At 68.8% G+C, this 1,129-nt stretch carries 1 protein-coding gene; it reads left to right on the forward strand.

The window, feature by feature from the left end:
• Nucleotides 1–290: 290 nt before the first annotated feature.
• Nucleotides 291–1,129: IS110 family transposase (locus tag ACWGIF_RS37870; RefSeq protein ID WP_453504410.1), on the forward strand; the 839-nt coding region annotated here is incomplete at its 3' end.

The raw sequence follows: 1,129 nt of genomic DNA on the forward strand, positions 1-1,129 counted from the left end.
CGATGTCCTGTGGGCCATGCTCCGCGACAAGAGGCTGTTCACCTCCACCCCGCCGACCCCGGCGGCGGCTTGACACGGTCATTGAGATTCCCCTCTGTCGAACGGATGACCTGGGGGGTGGTGTCGCCGGGTCCGTGGGGTGCCGTCGGAGCCGCTGATGAGAGACCCGGCCACCGCCCGGCCCGGCGCAATGCCGGACAGAGACGTGGGCGGCAGGTCTGCATAACGTGGATGCGCGAGCACGGCGCCAACGCCAAGGCCGGCCAGGTCAACCACCCAGGAGGGGTGCGATGTTAGACACCGGCGATGTGGGCGTCTTCCTGGGTATGGACGTCGGCAAAAGCGCCCACCATGGCCACGGGCTGACGCCGGCGGGCAAGAAAGTCTTCGACAAGCCGATGCCCAACAGCGAACCGAGACTGCGGGCCGTCTTCGACAAGCTGATCGCGAAGTTCGGCACGGTGCTGGTGATCGTGGACCAGCCCGCATCGATCGGGGCTCTGCCGCTGACCGTGGCCCGCGACGCGGGCTGCGAGGTCGCCTACCTGCCCGGACTCGCCATGAGGCGGATCGCCGATCTCTATCCGGGCGAGGCGAAAACCGACGCGAAGGACGCGGCGGTCATCGCGGACGCTGCCCGCACCATGCCGCACGTCCTGCGGTCGCTGGAGCTGACCGACGAGATCACCGCCGAGCTCACGGTGCTGACCGGCTTCGACCAGGACCTCGCCGCCGAGGCCACCCGCACTTCGAACCGGATACGCGGCCTGCTGACCCAGTTCCACCCCAGCCTCGAACGAGTCCTGGGACCGCGGCTGGACCACCCTGCGGTCACCTGGCTCCTCGAGCGCTACGGATCCCCGGCCGCACTGCGGAAGGCCGGCCGCCGCAGACTCGTCGAACTGATCCGCCCCAAGGCCCCACGCATGGCCGTCCGGCTGATCGACGACGTCTTCGACGCTCTCGAGGAACAGACCGTCGTGGTCCCGGGAACCGGCACCCTCGACATCGTGATCCCGTCCCTGGCCGCCTCACTCGCGGCGGTTCACGACCAGCGCCGGGCGCTGGAAGCCCAGATCAGCACCCTGTTGGAGGCTCACCCTCTTCACCAGGTCCTGACCTCGATGCC

This window comes from Streptomyces sp. NPDC054849 (assembly GCF_053610945.1).